Source organism: cyanobacterium endosymbiont of Rhopalodia gibberula (genome assembly GCF_003574135.1).
Taxonomy (GTDB): Bacteria; Cyanobacteriota; Cyanobacteriia; order Cyanobacteriales; family Microcystaceae; genus Rippkaea.
Map to the genome: position 1 here is coordinate 1,360,847 of NZ_AP018341.1, position 18,468 is coordinate 1,379,314.

General features: G+C 31.0%; 13 protein-coding genes. 6 read left to right on the top strand and 7 right to left on the bottom strand.

The window, feature by feature from the left end; translation table 11 throughout:
* Positions 1 to 81: 81 nt before the first annotated feature.
* A complete protein-coding gene (locus tag RGRSB_RS04385; protein WP_119260006.1) occupies positions 82 to 1,086 on the bottom strand; it encodes a Gfo/Idh/MocA family protein in 1,005 nt (334 codons plus the stop codon).
* Positions 1,087 to 1,430: 344 nt separating this feature from the next.
* Here RGRSB_RS04385 and RGRSB_RS04390 point away from each other — a divergent pair, with 344 nt between their 5' ends.
* Entirely contained in the window at positions 1,431 to 1,730 is a 300-nt protein-coding gene (locus RGRSB_RS04390; RefSeq protein ID WP_119260007.1) for a ferredoxin, read from the top strand.
* 1,509 nt (positions 1,731 to 3,239) lie between these two features.
* Here the strand turns inward: RGRSB_RS04390 and RGRSB_RS04400 are convergent.
* Positions 3,240 to 4,739, bottom strand: coding sequence for a helicase C-terminal domain-containing protein (locus RGRSB_RS04400; protein ID WP_119260009.1), 1,500 nt, complete (start codon positions 4,737 to 4,739; stop codon positions 3,240 to 3,242).
* Between the two features lie 737 nt (positions 4,740 to 5,476).
* On the opposite strand from RGRSB_RS04400, the gene RGRSB_RS04405 reads away from it, so the two are divergent.
* The 3 genes from RGRSB_RS04405 to RGRSB_RS10725 all read left to right on the top strand — a co-directional run bounded on the left by RGRSB_RS04405 (position 5,477) and on the right by RGRSB_RS10725 (position 8,648).
* On the top strand, positions 5,477 to 5,662 hold the full coding sequence (locus RGRSB_RS04405) for a PCP reductase family protein (RefSeq protein ID WP_119260010.1): 186 nt from the start codon (positions 5,477 to 5,479) through the stop codon (positions 5,660 to 5,662).
* Positions 5,663 to 7,685: 2,023 nt separating this feature from the next.
* The gene (locus RGRSB_RS04410; RefSeq protein WP_119260011.1) at positions 7,686 to 8,411 is read left to right on the top strand and encodes a 2-phosphosulfolactate phosphatase family protein; all 726 of its coding nucleotides are present in this window, start codon (positions 7,686 to 7,688) and stop codon (positions 8,409 to 8,411) included.
* 102 nt (positions 8,412 to 8,513) lie between these two features.
* Positions 8,514 to 8,648: a hypothetical protein gene (locus RGRSB_RS10725; protein ID WP_269460801.1), complete on the top strand. Its 135-nt coding sequence runs from the start codon at positions 8,514 to 8,516 to the stop codon at positions 8,646 to 8,648.
* Positions 8,649 to 9,795: 1,147 nt separating this feature from the next.
* Here the strand turns inward: RGRSB_RS10725 and RGRSB_RS04415 are convergent.
* Together RGRSB_RS04415 and RGRSB_RS04420 are read right to left on the bottom strand one after the other, a co-directional pair.
* The gene (locus RGRSB_RS04415; RefSeq protein ID WP_119260012.1) at positions 9,796 to 11,025 is read right to left on the bottom strand and encodes an acetate kinase; all 1,230 of its coding nucleotides are present in this window, start codon (positions 11,023 to 11,025) and stop codon (positions 9,796 to 9,798) included.
* 958 nt (positions 11,026 to 11,983) lie between these two features.
* A complete protein-coding gene (locus RGRSB_RS04420; RefSeq protein ID WP_119260013.1) occupies positions 11,984 to 12,289 on the bottom strand; it encodes a hypothetical protein in 306 nt (101 codons plus the stop codon).
* A 339-nt stretch (positions 12,290 to 12,628) separates the two neighbouring features.
* Here RGRSB_RS04420 and RGRSB_RS04425 point away from each other — a divergent pair, with 339 nt between their 5' ends.
* Positions 12,629 to 13,531, top strand: a complete 903-nt coding sequence (locus tag RGRSB_RS04425; RefSeq protein WP_119260014.1) for a hypothetical protein — start codon at positions 12,629 to 12,631, stop codon at positions 13,529 to 13,531.
* A 62-nt stretch (positions 13,532 to 13,593) separates the two neighbouring features.
* Entirely contained in the window at positions 13,594 to 14,676 is a 1,083-nt protein-coding gene (locus tag RGRSB_RS04430) for a helix-turn-helix domain-containing protein (protein ID WP_119260015.1), read from the top strand.
* Positions 14,677 to 14,730: 54 nt separating this feature from the next.
* Here the strand turns inward: RGRSB_RS04430 and RGRSB_RS04435 are convergent, their stop codons facing one another.
* The 3 genes from RGRSB_RS04435 to RGRSB_RS04445 all read right to left on the bottom strand — a co-directional run bounded on the left by RGRSB_RS04435 (position 14,731) and on the right by RGRSB_RS04445 (position 18,120).
* Positions 14,731 to 15,057, bottom strand: a complete 327-nt coding sequence (locus RGRSB_RS04435; protein ID WP_119260016.1) for an MgPME-cyclase complex family protein — start codon at positions 15,055 to 15,057, stop codon at positions 14,731 to 14,733.
* 89 nt (positions 15,058 to 15,146) lie between these two features.
* Positions 15,147 to 15,869 carry a pyridoxine 5'-phosphate synthase gene (locus RGRSB_RS04440; protein ID WP_119260017.1) on the bottom strand — a complete coding sequence of 241 codons (723 nt, stop codon included), beginning with the start codon at positions 15,867 to 15,869 and terminating at the stop codon, positions 15,147 to 15,149.
* 1,507 nt (positions 15,870 to 17,376) lie between these two features.
* Positions 17,377 to 18,120, bottom strand: a complete 744-nt coding sequence (locus tag RGRSB_RS04445) for an ABC transporter ATP-binding protein (RefSeq protein WP_119260018.1) — start codon at positions 18,118 to 18,120, stop codon at positions 17,377 to 17,379.
* Between the last annotated feature and the right edge of the window lie 348 nt (positions 18,121 to 18,468).

Here is an 18,468-nt window from a genome sequence, read left to right on the forward strand (position 1 = left end):
ACAATTCTTGAGTGTTATAAATAGTATTTCATACATCAAAATAAAATGTAGGGTGGGGAATTGTCCACCCCATGCTTTTTCTTACTCAACATTCAATTTAGAGCCCAATTGAGAAGACTGGTAAGCAACATCAGCAACTTGCAGGGCATAAAGACTTGATTGCGGCTTAATATAAAGGGGAGTTTCTTCAAACAGATGATCTAAAATTTGTTCAGTATCTTGGGCAAATAAACCGTGACGACTGCCTAATTCAATGGTTCTGGTACCTTCTTCTGTAATTAATGTCCCTAAATTACCAACAAATTTTAAGGTTCCGCGACTTCCATATAATTCAAATATTCGCTCATTTTCCCAAAACACCTCTCCTTTGCTATATGCTAAATCAACTTTTAACCGATTATTAAACTCCAATTGAGCATCGCATAAACAAGCTGTAAAATATCCCTCTTCTAGAGCATCCCAATAGCGAATATGAGAGGATACACTATGTACTGCGCCAAATAAGTCAGTAAAGCGATGAATATGAGGTAAAGCAGCTATTAGGGGAAAGCCAAACATTTCTCGATGATAAGTCCAACGGCGTGGGGCTGGTTTTTGAGAGGTGGTTGTTGCATAACGACCATAAAAGACTTGACCTAATTGGGAAAGATATTGGCGGGTTTTTTGATGCATTTCCCCCAAAAGTTCAATATGTTCGATGTGTAGAAGTTTTTCTTGTTGAATGGCTAAGGATAGTAACTCAGATCCTTCAGCAAAATTGAGAGCTAAGGGATATTCTAAAATTACATGTTTTCCAGTTTTGAGCGCTCTGCGAGCGATCACGGCATGATCTCGGTTGATGGTACAAATAACTACTAAGTCAACCTCTTGACGGCTAATCAGTGATTCCCAAGACTCACAAGTAGAAATACCGTAGGTTCGACCAAAAGTAGTTACTCTATCGGGAGTATGTCCTGTGACACAACACAGTTGTGCTCGCTCGTCTTGGAGAAAGGTCTCTGCTCGTCTCTGGGCGGCATATCCTGTGCCAATAATACCAACCTTTAGGGGCTGCGAGAGGGAATATATCTTCCTTATTGAGTTCATCGTCTATTGATTAGTATGTTGTCTGTAAGTGCGAATCATCAATTGTAGTCATAACTACAATTAATAGTAATTGATCAAGGATTTTTAGAAGAAAGTTTTCCGACGCGAAATCAATCAAATCACCTTGAAGACAAGATAATAAAAAATTCTTATTTAGCTAGATTATGGTGGCTTTCTCTCCTAACAAAACATAAGAAAAACTTATTTTAAGTTTATTTGAAAATCTCATTACTAATCCTTTCCTAACTCTGGTTATTTTTCCCTTAGTATCAAAGATGAGACTTGCAATCAAGTCCTGCTCAGTAACAGTCAATAGTCGTTTTACTTGAAAAGAGGAATTACATATGGCAACCTACAAAGTTACGTTAAAAAACGAAGCAGAAGGAATTAACACCACTCTCGAAGTACCTGATGATGAGTACATCTTGGACGTAGCAGAAGAGCAAGGATTAGATCTTCCATTCTCGTGTCGTGCGGGTGCTTGCTCTACCTGTGCTGGTAAGATTATTTCTGGTACTATTGATCAGTCTGATCAGTCTTTCTTAGATGATGACCAAATTGAAGCAGGTTTTGTTCTCACCTGTGTTGCTTATCCGACTTCTGATTGTACTATCGAGACTCACCAAGAAGAATCTTTATACTAACTCTTTAACCGGAGTCCGATACCCATTAATTTTGACTATAATTGAGTACGGTTCAGCAGGGGTATGTTATACAATAATCCCTGCTTTATCATTTTTTTTCATTTACTGTCAATTTTATCGTGAATAGTTAATCAATTTATCAAAAGCTATCAAGTAACTGATCAAGACAAGGCGAAGGCTTTGGTAAAAGTTAGCTGCTGAGATTAGTCGTGGTTATTTCTTAATTATTCTTTATAATCAATTTTATCTTGCCAATTACGAGGCAGAACCTCAACATAAATCCAATATTTTGGTTGTTGATCTGTAAGTAGAAATTATGTTCAAGTTTTTAGAATTCAAAATAAAAGTATTATTACTCCAAATTTAAAATAATCAATTTTACAAAACATAGAGTTAATTATTACCTAAAATTAACTCTATGTAAGCCAAATTAAATATATGCTCCCATGTTTTCTCTGTTTTTTAAAAAAATATAAAAAACAGAGTATTTTATACTACTACATTGTTAAAAAACAGCAAAACTTGATGATAATTTTGAGCAAATAAAATATTCCAGCAATATTTTTTGAATTTTAATATTTGTTATTTCCTCTATAAGGTTTTATGTTGGCTAATATAATTTTGGTTATTTTATTTTTTAAACAAATGTTTATCTGAATAAATAAAGATATGGAGATTTTTAATAATTAATTCTTCAGTTAAACATACAAAATGCTTTGACCAAATTTATATTTCAAAAATAATCGCTGGTTTTACTCCAAAAATTTCTAATTATTCTTCTTGATTAGATTATTTTAATCATATTAAATCTGAGACAGATTTGCCTAAAGCTAAAGGAGTCAAGTGAGCATAATATAATTCTACTTTTAAACCAAACACTTAGAGGTAGTAGAAGCTGTTCAATAAATTCAACAATATCTAATCCATCAACAACATTAAGCCACATTTTAGTTCTTAATAAACTTAATCTATTGTTAGCATCTGATAAGAACTTAACTCCTCTTAATAAGACATTAATAAAACTCTCAAAAAATATAATTTTCGTCTCGATGCTATCCACTTTAATTTTCTATTTAAAAATTTTAAATTCTTGACTATAACCTTACTGCTATTTCTCTAAAACAGACTTTTATCTTGATAATAAATAACAATATTAAATTCTCTTCTTTCTTCTGCCTCTGTATGAGATAAAACTAACTTCTATCAAGCTAATTAAAAGCCAAACTGACACCCAGAAGAACTATCAGGAATACTTCTAATGTAATCTTCACTTAAATTATTATCTACACCCTGAAAAAATTTTAAAGTTTAATTTGAAAGTTTCTAAACTAATCCAAGATGAAGGAACAATTTATATTCAACCAATACCACTAATTTTATTAGTTTATGAAGAAGAATAATTTTCTCGCCTTATGTTAAACTATATAACTAGTTTTCAAAGGTTGGTAAAAAAATAAAAATAGCAATTAAATCGATTTAATTGACTTTAATAAAAATTAAAATAAATAATCAATCTTGGAACCAACTAACATCAAGATAATTAATTTTTGCATAGGGTTCTAAAGCTGTTAAGATTCGACTACCATAACTTCGATAATTGACTCGATTATCCAATAAAGCCACCACGCCTTGACTTTCCCGTAACGGCATCACCACCCGTTGAATTATCTTCATAGCTGTAGGTAAAAGATAGAAACGAAACCAATCTTTATGTTGTTTTTTATAATAGCCAACACGGGCAGCCACTAAAGGATTTTCTAAGGAAGGAATTGGTAAAGTCGCCATTACTAACAATTGAGGTATGGGTAATTCTTCATGATTATGATGCCAAAAATCCCAACCACTAATTAGAATTCCATTATTAGGAATTTTAGTCCTTTCTACTTGTACCCGCGATCCAAATTCAGCAGCTAAAGCTGTTCCAACTCGCGCTTTTAAGGGCATGTCATCAATTATGATGACAATCAGTTGTGAACGATGACAACATAAAGTAACAAGACGACGAACTTGGTCAAGCATTACTCCTTGAAATTCAGGTGTATTTGGCATTGGTAAGCGATCACGAATATACAATTTAATAAATTCATTTTGTCGATTAGGAGAAAATCTAAGACACAGAACATCATTTTTTAATCCAATGCTATCACGGTAAGTTGTTGCAGTTTTATCCCCATCGAGAAACCCACCCATCAAAACAACAGGCGATGTTTGCCAAATCGACTCTAACATGGAACCTACTTCCAAGGGACTACTATGAAGGGAAAAATCTTGAATTTCATCGTCTATAGAAGCCCAAAGTAACTGACTTTTTGCTGACATTTTTTTCCAGAATTTTTTAAAGGATGAGTCTCCTGTAAGTACTTCTCCTAAATGTTGCAAAGTCTTATATTCCTCTTGGGTTAATAGATAACATTGATAGGGATTATTGGAACGGCTTAGAATCTTTTTTGTAAGATAAAGACGAACCTCTTGAATTAAATTGCCATAGGCCGAATAGTTTTTTTGTAGTTGTTGCCAATGGTGAGGTTTAAGGGTGCTAGTAAAGTATTCCCTTGTCCAGTATTCTAACTCATCAGCATTATCGATTAAAGTAGGAATTTTAAGGGAAAAATAACTTTTTTTTTCTAGGCGAGCACTTAACCAAGTTTGGGGGGAGACCATTAATATCCCCTGAAAATTATCCCAAGTTAATTTTTCATCTTCTGTATGAATAACTTGATCAGTTTGTAACCATTCTTGTAGTTTAGGAATAATTCCGGTTAATAATTTTTCTTGAAGTGTAGAAGAGGCGACTAATAAAACAGGGCGATCACTCAGTAATGCTGGCATTAAATAACTACATCCATAACGGGATACTGTACTTCCAGTTTGAATAATTGTTGAACGTCCCAAGCGCAAACCCCTTGAGATTAATCTTGCCATGGCAAGGTGGTGATCCCATAAAGGCAGTCCTTGCTGGCGTAAAAATGCTCGCAGTGAGGAATGAACTTCTGCTTCAAGTAGGGTCATTGACAATCATTTTTTTTAATAAGGTGTATTTTAACATTTTTATTAACTATGTACAATTCATTTTGCGTCTAAAACTTAGACTTTTTATAGGTTTTACCTTTTATATTTTATTCCTAAGTTTTATAGCAATAAACCTAAATATTAATATTCAATCAGAAAAATTTTTATGTTTAATGTCTATTTTTAGATTTAGAATAAAAATTATTATTTTTCTGATACATTATCCAATATAAGAATTTTTAAAGTTATGAGTCACTAATTTATCAGACTTGGTCTAAAATAGTAGATATATAATTTATACTGATTTATTTGTCTAATTTTATTTTATAATATCTTTGTGGCGATTTTGTAGACTTCTATTTGACCCCATTTTATTGTTCCAGTTTAGCTTTAATTAAACTGTTGTCTTTGATATATTTTCTAGCTTATCCCTCCTTAAAACATAACTCAATTATTATCTTGACTTTTATTCTTTGTCATTTTTATCTCTTTTTTATTTCTCACTTTACGGATTTTTTTAAAAATTAGTACGACTTTTATATAAACTATTTTAAGCAGATAAACGCACCAACAGGAGCAAAAATTTAGCCAAAAATGATTGTATAGTACTTTTCATTCATTGGGATTTTATTCGGTTGATTAGTACTTCAAAAATTAAATTTATCTTAAGAAGACAATTTTTAGGAGAGTAATTGACTAGAATGCTTGTCTAAGCAAAGAAATTTTTGGAGACAAAAATGGAAGAAATTGACTTAGGCGATGTACTGCATTGGACTCCTGGAGCTAAGAAAAAATTAGAAAATATTCCTTTTTTTGTGCGAACTCAGGCCCGTCAGCGTATTGAGACGTTTGCTAGGAAAATTGGTTCTCATAATGTTACGGTTGAAATAGTCGAACAGGCTCGGTTAGAATTTGGACAATGATGTTTCTGGAAGAATTAAAATATTTCTTTTTTGCAAAGACTATTTGTCAGTTGAGTCTTGAAATAGTTATGGTGTATGTTTAAGCGACAGTAAGTAAGTGGTATTACTTAGAAGCAGTATCGAATACAAAAGTGCTTGAACAAGAGTTGTTGTTAGATACCGGTCAGCCTAGAAATTAAACTAATACAATTAGAAGAGCAGGAACTATCAGAGTTGACTCACGACCCGAAAATTTTCTCCGGGACGAAAGTTGGGAGTGAGAGTATTATATTCAAATACAAGAGAGTCGAAAGTTAGACAAACTGTAGGTTAAGTGAATTCATCAGCAAATTTAATCAGAAAAATAATTTCTAGATAAAATATTCAAGGAGTAGAATGATTATGTAACTCACTGAAAAGTGGAAGAAAAAGAATGAAGAAATTGGAATTAGGAAGATGTTAAAAATATTAAATATTTTTTAGATAAAGAATCAAATAACTTAATAATGATTAATTCTAAATATAAGGGTTTTTTAAAAAAAAATTTGAATTAACTTTCAAGAAAATCCGTAAAGTGAGAAATAAAAAAGAGATAAAAATGACAAAGAATAAAAGTCAAGATAATAATTGAGTTATGTTTTAAGGAGGGATAAGCTAGAAAATATATCAAAGACAATAGTTTAATCGAAGTCAAACTGGAACAATGAGAAGAAAAAGAATTATATTTATTTTTCTGGAAATTTATAATTTAAAACTTAATTTTAGAAAAAAATAATGATATCAAATAAAAGTCTATAAAATCGCCACAAGGATATTTTAAAATGAATAGAATTCGACCAATGCAGTCAAACAAAGTTTTTCTTAAATAGATTATTCTAATAAATTTAATTAAAGCAGTATAAATCTAACTCTAATTATTTAGACAGAGAGTACAATACAATTCGTCTTTTATATTTATTTATAGCTGTCTACTTACGCATTCAAAAATAATTATAGTGGTTATATCCCTTTAGTTATAAAAAACTATAGGTTTAAAAGTAAAATAAAAGTATTATTAAACTTAATATATAGAATTAATTAGGAACATATTTAGTTTAAAAAAATAAGAGGTCAAAAATAGATGAAATCTCTAAATCTATGAGCTATTGTTTTAATTAATTTCAATTTATTATTAGTATTTTATACTGATTTTTAAATTTTTTATTAATAAATATAGGTAATAATATTTTAGATATACACTTATTTGTCATATTGTTTCTGTAAAGCAAGTGAGGTTTTTATGCTAACTATCTATTCCTACTAATTACGATATCTAGCCTAATTTTTTCTTAGAGATACATGAATTACTCTTTTAATTTATGTATCTCTGATCAAACTAGTAAAGTTTTATAAACCTAATTTTATTTAACTTTTTTTCTTTGCTTAAATTTTCTTTATTTTTATCTTCTTGGTCTATTAAATAATAGATTTTTAATTAGATAATTAAGGTTCTATTATTTAAAAAATAGAGAACATATGATATTACTTTATTTTTTATGTCTCGAAAAAACATTCTTTTAAAGAGTTATTTTTATAAAACTTTAACTATTTTATCGTTTATTTTTTTGCTCTTTTTTTGTTTAAAATTTGATACTATCAGATAGTAAAATCTCATAAATTTATGAGATTTTTTTTAAAAAAATTGAAAATCTATTCTGCTTGATAAGCATGTTTTCTATAAAATTTATTTACTTTTGATTTTTTAAGAAAATAGAATTGGTTTTATTCAGAATAAAAAAATCATTTGTATCCTAAATTTATTGATATTTAATGACCTAAAATTATCACTGGTAATTTTTATTAAAAATCTTTGGGGTTAATAAGGAGGTTAGATTTAATTTATTTCAATAACGACGGTCATTAAATAGATTATTGGCGATTATCTTAAGCAATTCTTTCAGACTCTATAAATCACATTAAACTTATATATAATTTCTAATTTTTTAAGAGAGTATGTCAATATTGTGTCCATCTCTGTGCTTTAGAATTTAACTTCTGTAACATAATGAAGCTTTTTGTTTACCATACCCCTGAACTAACTCCCCTCAATAATTTACCTGAATGTACCGTCGTGATTGATGTTTTGCGGACAACAACTACGATAGCCACTGCCTTAAATGCCGGTGCGGAAGCAGTAGAAGTGTTTAGTGACATTGATGACTTGAAAGAAGCCAGCAATCGCTGGCTCCCAGAAAAAAGTCTTTGGGCCGGCGAAAGAGGAGGAGCTAAAATAGAGGGGTTTGATCTAGATAATTCTCCACTTGTTTGTACTCCTGAAATAATAGGGAATAAACGGCTATTTTTAACTACCACTAACGGCACTCGTGCCTTACAAATGGTGAAAAATTCGACCACTGTGATTACCTCTGCTATGGTTAACCGTCAAGCAACTGTGCACTATTTATTAGGTTCTCAACCAGAAACCATTGGTTTAGTTGGATCAGGATGGCAGGGAAGTTATTCTATTGAAGACACGATATGTGCAGGGGCAATCGCCAAAGCTTTACTGTCGGCCAATGCCATCACTGTAGGGAATGATGAAGTAATCGCCGCAGTCGCCCTTTATACTCAATGGCAAAAAAATCTACCTAAACTATTTCGTCAAGCAAGTCATGGTCAGCGATTGCTAAGCTCAAATCATGAGGAAGATTTAATATACTGTGCCAAAATCGATATTATAGAGGTATTACCAATTCAAAAAGAACCGGGCGTTTTAGTGAAATTATCCTAGTTATTTCTGTGAAATAGAAAAAATAATTAACTTCTAAAAAGTTAGTGATTTAGATAAGTCTGAATTAATGTAACTGAGTTTGAAGATACTCTAACATACAAGTTGGTAGGAAAAATTCATGTTCATCACGTTACTGTAGCTAGAGCGGATAATTTCTTCCATTGGATTGTTAATATGAACCATAGCATGGGTTACTATGGGAGAGTTCTCATTCAGGAAGAAAATTCTTTTGAATAGGTTCACTCTCATGATTAGTTGATAGGGAATATTGTTTAAAACTACTCTTGATTGCCACTATTAACGCCACGGAATATGAACACAATGATAATAGTTTACATGTGAAAATTATATATAAAAAGTCAACACTATATTATCAGTAGGACGATAATTATTATTGACAATACTTGACGTGTAACTGTTCACAGTATTTTATCTGCTGATAATTGCAGCTTTTTTTTATATTTCTTGAGATAAAGTTGATATTGTTTTTAATGATATTTACTCCAAAAAGAAACAATAACATCCTGGGTTTTATTATTTAAATTTTAATCATCATTAGTAAAATGATAATTAAAAAGTTATTTATTATGAGGTTTGAACGACTTACAAAAGATAAATTTATTTTTACTAAATACGGCAGTAAAAATACTTTAAAAACTCCAATACAATACAAAATCAGTAATTATTACTGCCATCAATAATTACTGATTTACAGAACCAAGCTTAGCAGTTAAAGATTTGAGATAAATTTCATTTCACTGGGTTTATACATGATAAAAATTTGGATAGATTTTAAACTGTTTCTGATTATACTCAATAGTTAATTGATAGTTTTTATGAAAATTAATAAAAGTCTTTTAATCAATTAAAACTAGTTTAAAATGATTAAAAAAATCTATAAATTACCAAGTAAAAAATAATAAATAGCTAAATTTAGCTATTTATTGGGTGATAATAAACAAATATAACTATATCAAATAAACAGAGGTATTTGTAAGGACAACAAAAGTCAACCTACTTTTATTGTTTAATAAAATAATTATATTTGTCCATTTAAACAAATATAATTATTTTTTCTAATCAAAACTAACCCGTTAGCATAAATACCATAAATAAATTATAAATCAACATATATTGGTTTTAGAATAAGTAAGTAGGCTTTAAAAATCATAAACTAGAAAAGTTTTAAAAAAAACAATAACTACCACAGTTAGTTTACGCTCAAAAATCACTTATAGCATAAGAACAAAAACAGAAACTTTATGTTTAAATGCAACAAACTTATCTTTTATAAGTAGAAACATAAATAAAATAATTCTATATAAATTCTACATTTTTAATCATCAATTGTTTAATCAAAAATATTTACCTTTATAAATAAAATTTATAAAGGTAAATATTTTTGATTAAATATTCTCCAACATTCCTGAGCAATTGCCCAATTTTCTTCGGTATGAATAATGAGAATTCTAACAGTTGAATCATCGGTTGCAACATCGGTATCTACTGGAAAATCATTGTTTTTTTTAGGGTCTAATTTTAGTCCTATAAATTCAAATACTTCACAAGTTTTTTCACGTACAATAGCTGAATTTTCTCCTACTCCTGCAGTAAAAACTAATGTATCTAATCCTCCTAAACTGCCTAACATTGCTCCTAAGTGCAATCGCAGACGATGAATATACATATCAAAAGCTAGTTGTGCGCGGGAATTCCCTTCATTAACTGCTTGAATAATAGATCGTAGATCAGCAGAAATACCTGAGACTCCTTGAAACCCTGATTCTTTATTCAACATCGTATTTAATTGATTGGCCGTAAAGTTATATTTACGTATTAAGTGAATTAAAATAGAAGGATCAATAGAACCGCTACGGGTCCCCATCATTAATCCTTCAAGGGGAGTAAATCCCATCGTCGTATCAATACTAATTCCGTTCTTGATAGCTGCTAAAGAACAACCATTTCCTAAATGACAGGTAATTAATTTCAAAGATGTTAGGGATTTATTTAAAATTTGAGATGCTTTTTCGGCACAATATTTATGACTGATTCCATGAAAACCATAACGACGAATACCCTTTTCTAACCATTCATAAGGAATGGGATAAGCTGCTGATTTTAGTGGTATGCGGCAATGAAAAGCAGTGTCAAATACTGCTACTTGTGGAACATTTCCTAATACCTTTTCAATAGCTTTTATGCCTTTAATATTCGACGAATTATGGGTTGGGGCTAGTGGAATTAAGCGAGCGATTGCCGTTTTTACCTCCGGAGTAATTAAAGTTGCTTCAGAATAATCTGTGCCCCCATGAACCACCCGATGACCAACAATATTAATTTCTGAAAAATTTTTAATTACTTTTGTTTTTCCTTCAATTAATGTATTAAGCATTTGGATGATTCCTTGACACGAAGAGTTATAGTTTAGAACATTATTTTTCTTAGTTTCATTAGTTTTAACTGTTAAAATACCTTGACCTTTAGTTACTGTCCAATCAATATTAGCCTTCCAAATTGGTTCTATAGAATGTTCAGGTAAATGATTATTAGTTAAGTTATATAAACAGCTTTTATGACTACTTGAACCTGCATTAATGATTAAAATTTTCATGGCTAGTTTATTTATTAAATAAAATACTATTATATTTTTATATAAAGTTTTTCTAGATTAAATCAAGTAGATAAGAAACCCAGAATATAATCTGTGGAAACAGTGTAAATCCCAAAATTATATTTCTCTCGTTTCATACTTTATTTAAAAAATATTAAGCAATACAACGTTAACGCGAGACAAGTACTTGGTGGTTAAAACAATAACAATTATCAGTTAACCAATCTAAACTAACTCTATTATTTAGATATTCTTAAATCTAACATAAAAGAATATCTAAATTATCAGTTTAAGGATAAACTTAATATAACAAAATATGATGCTAAATTTTTAAAAAAAATTCCCCTTCACCTTACCTCAAAAGGAAATAATTATTTGCTATAAATACAACATCATAGGTAGAAACGAAGCACACTATTAGGTAATTTAAGCCTTGTATTAAAACTAAAAATTTATCCTGATTCTTTTTCTCGTAACAAATTAAGCATCTGCTTTAAGTTTTCGATTTTCTAAAATTTGTCTTGTGTGTGTCGTTATCAATATAATTATATTGAACTTTACATTAGAATCTTAATTATTTTTTCTAAAAACTCAGATATTTTAATTATTGTTCAATAAAATTGAAAATTGTTTGTGTTATAATGCCCTTTAATTTACTTCCTAATTATTGAATAATTAATAATATTAAACTCCTGTAAAAATTAGATATATCAACATCATATTGCTTCCAAAAATTAATAAGGAATATAGATAAAATTAGATTTTTAAACAGGCTTAAAGCAGTTATATATAAAATTTATGTAATCGACGTTTTCTCCTCTCTGTTATTTTGGCTAACCAGTTAATTTATATACTATGTTATGTTTATAACATAGTATATAAATACTCTTATTTTTGTTGTAGTAAATTGTTTATATTTTATAAGTTATCGATTCACTTTTTATCTATTTGTTATTTATCACTGCTTACTATGTTTGAACTTAGCATGGGCTATTTTTAGCTTCAAAAAACCTCCTAATCCCGCCATTACTAAGAAAAAAAGAATAGTAACAGATTGCGGAACAGCCAAAGAGATAATTGAGTTTTGCACCTCTAAAACATTCTGAGCTCCTGATGGGACAGACTGTTTTAGAATCAACTTTGCGGGAGTAGTTTTTAAACTATTGTGAGTTTCAGTTTGATTAAAATCAGTATAACTATTAACACTGAATGTCAAAGGACTTCCTATGGTCAAAACAAGAGTAGCAGCGGAAGTTACTACCATAAATCTATTAATTACGGTCATTTGTGTAAAAATTTTAACAAGTATAGGGTATCTTGGCGGACATTATATACAATTGTTTAGATATACCCTATTTTCTTTGTAGTTTCTTTATACTTAATTCAATTAAGCATGTATTGATAGTTTTAATATCTAAAAATTGTTCCCTTAATATTGAATAACATTTGGACTTTGTATTTTTACGAAACTAAAATTTTTGTGTTGAATCTATAATTTTTATGTTGAATCTATTTTTAGAATTAAAATCTATTTAGTCATTCTTTACACTACAAACAGCCTAGCATCTATACTAAAAGACAGAAGTAGATTATCGGTTTGTGTATGTTTGTTTCAAAAAATTTAACCAGTTATGGACTAAAAGTGAGCATACTCACTGGCTTGAGTAGTTTGTTCTTACCTAGTTCAATTCTAGCTCAAACTAACATAGACAATTTAACGGTAGAACTTTGTCAAAAGTCTATTGAAATCAAAGTAGCAACTACTGAAGATATGAGAAGACAGGTAGAAATATCTTTTGACACCGCAGAACGATCGCCGATTTCTGAGACAGAGCACAAAATTAAGGGGATAGCGCGTTTACGGACTGGGAATAATTGGCGACCCCTTACTTATAGCTGTTTAGTTAATGGAAGTGAAGGACTGATAACTCAAGTTAACTATAAACTAGACGAAAACGAACTCAGCTCAAGTATCCGATTCTGTCAAGAAGAACTACGAGCAACTGTCAAACGAGATAACAACAGCAATAGTTCGGTGGAATTTAACAATAGTCCAGAAACCTATGAAACCTATCATGTGTCCAACACCGAAGAAGGAGTTAGGGGAACTTTCATAGTCAAAGAGACTCGAAATAGATTACAACACAATCACTTTGATTGTACATTCAACCTTCGGGAAGGACGGGTGACAAAAATTATTTATAATCCTGATAGTAGCAATCGCCCTACCGCCAATAAAGAACAAATAATTTGGCTGTGTCAAGATGCCGTCCGTCAACAAGTTTCTCAGAATCAAATTGATCTAGGGGGGATTTTGGGGATTAGCATTGGAACCGGACAGGGTATTGAATTTGGAGAATTGGTTAATACTTTTGATATCTCAGATAATCAAAAAAGGGTGGAAGGAAATGCCACCTTGTCAGAAGGACCGAAACAACGTCAGGTTAATTACAAATGCACTGTCAACACTCGTCAGGGAATCATCACTGACACTACAATCCAATAATCTTGGAGAAAACCGAACTCCGCAATTCTTATTCTTATTCCACTTTAATTTAAAAAAAGTCAATGAGTAACTATACTTCTAGCCAAATTCAACAACTCCGAGAATTAGGGGCTTATTTGTGCCAACGAAGATTGGATCGCTCCTTAACCCTAGAGCAAATAGCGACAAGTACTTTCATTCACTTATCTATCCTAAAAGCTCTTGAACAGGGACAGGTTGATGAATTGCCCGAACTCGTCTATGTGCGAGGTTTTGTGCGTCGTTATGGAGAAGTCTTGGACCTCGACGGACACAGCTTAGCTAATCAGCTCTTCCTTCAGCAAGTTGAGGAATCCTCTTCTGAGATTTCCCCTAAATTCATTACATCCCCACCAACCGAATTTTTAGGAAAAAATTTGTCATCCCTCTTAAGATGCACACAGACAACCGCAGAAATGCGAAAAAAAGCGTCTTCTCTCCTGAAAAATTTAATACCTGTGACCTATAAAGAGTTATCAATTCCTTTCAGTCCCCTGCCGTCTAGATTCAAAGTTTATGGATTTATTTTCCTCTTAGTAGGAGCTGTAACGGGGCTTTTTTATCTTTTCTCTGTCTCTCAATTTTCTGAATCTTCTTCCCAAAACAAGACTTCAGAAGTGGTAAAAACCCTTTCAAAAGAGACTAAAAACCTAGAAAACCGAAAATCTCAAACTGCTCCCAATATCCTTGAACCTGTTTTTCCTGAGTCCAATACTATCCCAGCTGCCCAAAATATAAGTCAAAAGCCAGTAGACGATAGAAAAGAAAAAAGCTCAGTCTTTACTGCGGTAAATACTGATATAAGGAATGATAATGTTCCTAGTGCGAGTAATAATATTTCCAAATTATCCCAAGAGCCAATTCTTTCAAACCTCAATTCAGATAGTCCTGTAGCTGTCTCTGTTGTCCTGGAAGAGGATTCTTGGATGAGGATTAAGATAGATGGTAGAATTGAATATGAAGGGATTTTAGAAAAAGGTACTCAGCAAACTTGGAATGCCAAAAAAACTTTGATTATTCGAGCTGGTAATGCGGGAGCAGTCAACCTTGTCGTTAATGACCAGCCTAGCCGAAAGTTAGGAAATGTTGGTGAAGTACAAGAAGTTACCCTAACTACTAATAGTTAAATATCAGTTTTGGGTAAGGATCAATCACCTTTGAACTCTACTTTATAATTTGTGTTAAACTCCCCCAAGGGAGGCTAAAGGATCAACAATATAAATCGATGGGGCTTCAAATTCACCTTTAATAACGTATTCTAAACGTAACTTTAGCCAGGTAATAAACTCAGAATTTAAGGAGATTATGGCAACAGATGGTTGAGGACATCTGGCCTTAACTTCTATGAATTCTAAGGACTCTATAAAAGCGGGTTGTTTAATCAACCAAAAATCAATTTCTTTATTTGTTTCTCTATAGTTCCGTGTTCTCTCCCGAAACACCTCATCGAGAGGCTCTTCCTCTACAAGGAAGCGTTGGCTGGCCAAAATGTAATAGTAGGTCGTCATTGGTTAGTGATTAATATCTAATTACTTAGAAATCAATTGTTGATCAAAAAAAATTCTTCTAGGCTAAGGATCATTGATAATTTAGCAATTTAGAATTCTCCTCTCATAGTTAGTTTCATTTCTCGGACTGCTCGTTCCATCCCCACTAACACAGCACGACTGATAATAGTATGACCGATATTTAATTCTTCTATACCGGGCAAACAAGTAACAGGGTAAACATTCCGATAGGTTAAACCATGACCAGCATTCACTCGTAATCCTAAGGTCAATGCTTGTTCGCATCCTCGGCTTAAAAGGTCTAACTCTTTTTGACGCACTACAGCGTCAGAAGCATCTGCATATTTACCTGTGTGTAGTTCAATAAATTGAGCTTGGGTGTTGGCCGATGCTTGAATTTGATTTTCCTGTGCATCGATGAATAAACTCACTGGAATATCTGCACTTTGCAAGCGGACAACAATTTCTTTCAAACGATGAAAATTCCCGACAATGTCTAACCCCCCTTCAGTAGTTACTTCTTCTCGCTTTTCTGGAACTAAAGTCACGTAATCTGGTTTAATGTCGAGGGCGATCGCAACCATTTCATCAGTAGCAGCCATTTCCAAATTTAAATGAGTGCGAACAGTTTTACGCAACAATCGCAGATCTATATCTTGAATATGACGACGATCTTCCCTGAGATGGGTAGTAATACCATTTGCCCCTCCTAATTCTGCTAAGACAGCAGCAGCAATGGGGTCAGGTTCCACCGTACGTCTTGCTTGGCGGATGGTAGCTACATGATCAATATTAACACCGAGAGTCAGCAATTAATTTAACCTCGTCTTTGAATTCATGTGTATTTTAACACTCATTATCTTAACTAAAGTTTTTATCATTATTAATGATATCGTCAATGCAATATCGACTTAATTTATTTTTAATTGATTATTTTAAACAAGCTTAGAAAAGTTTAAAATTTAATCCAAGAGAGAATAGATTAAGGTTATAGTTACCTTATTTTTTTTTATAAAAAAGTTAAAGTATGATGTATTGATCCATATTTTTTGTTCATACTACCTTGATTTTTCTTTACAAAAGGTTTGTTCTTAAAACAGATTATAATCCATAATTTGCAAGATTATTTGGCATAAATTACTTTTTAAATAAAACTTAATTTAATATTTTAGACAATCAATGTAAAGATTTTTTATATACTAATTGTTTGGAAGACTTCATTTTATTTTAAGTTAATTAACATTATAGATAAACTATTATTAACTTAATTTTTAGTACATAAAAAAATAAATAACTAATGTAGTTAATAACCAACTATAATATTGATTATATTTTTTTATAAAAATTTTTATCTTAAAATAAGATTCTATCAAAATTTAGATAATTAAAGGTTATTTAATTCTTTACAAATAAATTATTGCCTAGATAAAATTAATTCTTTTTAGTTTTGACAACTAAAATATTACTATTCATCTCTTACCCCTTCATTTTGTTTTAAAGCAGAATATAGAATATCTAGTTTATGTTTAATTTTTATAGTATTGCAATCAATTTATTTGCTTTAATTTTTATTAATTCATATTTAAACAAGCAATAATAAGTCAAACTAGATTCATTAAAGTCTCTACTATTTCTCTCAAAATATACTTATCAAAAATGTATACTTTAGTATATTAACAGCAAAAAGTACTGATAATAAATTAAATTAGTTTAGTTTAAGAGAAGAGTTGATATACTTAAAATTTTTATTAACTTTTAATTTTGGACTTTCTTTGCCTGATATTTAACTAATTGATTCTATGTTAACAATTTAGTGTTACTGAAATACACAATCTTAAGTAAAAATTTTACAGAAAATAAAATTTTCTTTACTAGAATCTTCATATGATAGACTTCTACTATATTTATCTTAACTAATGTCTTGTATAGTGTCATGCCAAATCGTAGATCTTATTTCTAAACTAGCTAGATTAGATTTATTATTGCTGTAGTATAACTAAAGTCAATTGAAAATCACTAAATCATCATAATAGATATTATTATAATAATATAGTTAAATGGATAAACTAAGTTCTTCTAGTCTAGCTATAAAAAATCTAATAAAAGAGATCTTATAAATTTTGTAACTAATTATTAACTAGTCTAGTGTACTTAATTTAATTAATGTAACAAGTATAGTAAAAAAATATTATTGATTATTGTTTTAATAAAATTGTTATTGTTTTACAATTGAACCGCTATATCTTATTAATTTTTCTAGAAATTATTCTTGGTTAATTATAGAATTTTATTTTCGGTAGAAATTTTTCTGAAATACTGCTAAAGTTTTTGATAAATTTGTCCATCCCGAAACCAAATCGTTCGTTGACAGTGACGGGCAACTTCTAACTCGTGAGTTACTATTACTATGGTAATACCAGTATCACTAAGTTCTTGAAAAAGACCTAGTATTTCTTGAGTCATTTGAGAATCGAGGGCTCCTGTAGGTTCATCGGCTAGAAGTAGCAAAGGATTATTGACAATAGCGCGAGCTATTGCCACCCTTTGTTGCTGTCCACCCGAGAGTTGATTAGGCTTATTATGAAGACGATTCCCTAATCCCACTTTTTCTAAGGCAGCAGTAGCGCGTTCGCGTCGCTTTTGAGTGGCAATTCCCGCATAAACCATCGGTAAGATGACATTTTCTAAGGCTGTCATCTGCGGTAATAGGTTAAATTGCTGAAAAACAAAACCAATTTTGCAATTACGAACGGCAGCCAATTGTGCCTCTTGGAGCCCCGACACATTCGTATTGTCAAGGTAATAATAACCTGAAGTGGGACGATCAAGACAACCAACGATATTCATTAAAGTCGACTTTCCCGAGCCTGATGCACCCATAATGGCACAAGATTCTCCTTTTTCTATAGTTAGACTAACGTTTTTGAGAGCATGGACAGTGGTATCGCCACTACTATAAATTTTAGAAATTTTTTCTAAGCGAATAATGATGGAGTGATATTCGTTAATCTTATTAAGATAATTTAAGTGATCTTGGGTAAATGGTAGACTGTCAGAGGACATTGTAAAGTAAACGTAAATCTAAGTTATATTTACCTTGTATTATGGCGCACATCAAAGAAATTAGATACTTCTTAATAGAATGGTTAGTAATTGCTGTTCTTAGATAATTGCCATTGAGTCAAAATTTCTTATCGCTCAAGTATGTTGGTTACAGTTAAATAACTACTTGTCTAATAGTATATCTTTCAGGGGTTTAGTTCATAGGTTTAATTTCTGTTATTAACACAGCATCTTCAATCTAAAAATAATTGAAACTTTTCTTCTGATTCAGATAGTGCCTAAATGAGGTCTTTAAATAGAAGGAATACGTCGCTGGATTACGTTAGCCTAGAATCTCCTGAATTTCCT